At 37.3% G+C, this 718-nt stretch carries 3 protein-coding genes; all 3 read left to right on the forward strand.

The window, feature by feature from the left end; all coding sequences use genetic code 11:
• A partial coding sequence (gene psbE, locus QQK25_RS24995; protein WP_284190109.1) for a cytochrome b559 subunit alpha occupies positions 1–282 on the forward strand: 282 nt, incomplete at its 5' end.
• Between the two features lie 9 nt (positions 283–291).
• Positions 292–411, forward strand: a complete 120-nt coding sequence (psbF, locus tag QQK25_RS25000; RefSeq protein WP_107320768.1) for a cytochrome b559 subunit beta — start codon at positions 292–294, stop codon at positions 409–411.
• Between the two features lie 24 nt (positions 412–435).
• Complete coding sequence (gene psbL, locus QQK25_RS25005) at positions 436–552, forward strand: photosystem II reaction center protein PsbL (RefSeq protein WP_124939287.1); 117 nt, start codon at positions 436–438, stop codon at positions 550–552.
• Positions 553–718: the final 166 nt, after the last annotated feature.

Below are 718 nucleotides of genomic sequence, written 5' to 3' on the forward strand. Positions count from 1 at the left end.
TTAACTGTACAAGAATATGTGGAGCTCAACATGTCTGGAAGCACGGGAGAACGCTCTTTTGCGGATATTATTACCAGTATTCGATACTGGGTCATTCATAGCATTACTATACCTTCCCTATTCATTGCGGGTTGGTTATTCGTCAGCACAGGTTTAGCTTATGATGTATTTGGAAGTCCTCGTCCAAATGAATATTTTACAGAGAGCCGACAAGGAATCCCATTAATAACGGGCCGTTTTGATTCTTTGTCACAACTTGATGAATTTAATAGATCCTTTTAGGAGACCCCAATGACTATTGATCGAACTTATCCCATTTTTACAGTGAGATGGTTAGCTATTCACGGACTAGCTGTACCTACCGTTTTTTTTTTAGGTTCAATATCAGCCATGCAGTTCATCCAACGATAAACCTAATCCGAATTATAGAGCTATATGACACAATCAAATCCGAACGAACAAAGTGTTGAATTGAATCGTACAAGTCTTTACTGGGGATTATTACTCATTTTTGTACTTGCTGTTTTATTTTCTAACTATTTCTTCAATTAAGAAAAAGAAATAAATAAAAATTATCTTATCGCATTCGGAAGGATCTCATTTCATAATTATCCATGACTGTTTATGTCTCGAGCATGACTGCTTGATAAAATGTGGAGGGAAGTGGGGTAAATGGCCGATACTACTGGAAGGATTCCTCTTTGGCTGATAGGTACTG

The organism is Zoogloea oryzae, assembly GCF_030161255.1.
Taxonomy (GTDB): Bacteria; Pseudomonadota; Gammaproteobacteria; order Burkholderiales; family Rhodocyclaceae; genus Zoogloea; species Zoogloea oryzae.

Bases quoted from the DNA above. Each gene is read 5' to 3' on its own strand.
- psbF (WP_107320768.1), top strand. From the start codon at position 292: ATGACTATTGATCGAACTTATCCCATTTTTACAGTGAGATGGTTAGCT.
- psbL (WP_124939287.1), top strand. From the start codon at position 436: ATGACACAATCAAATCCGAACGAACAAAGTGTTGAATTGAATCGTACA.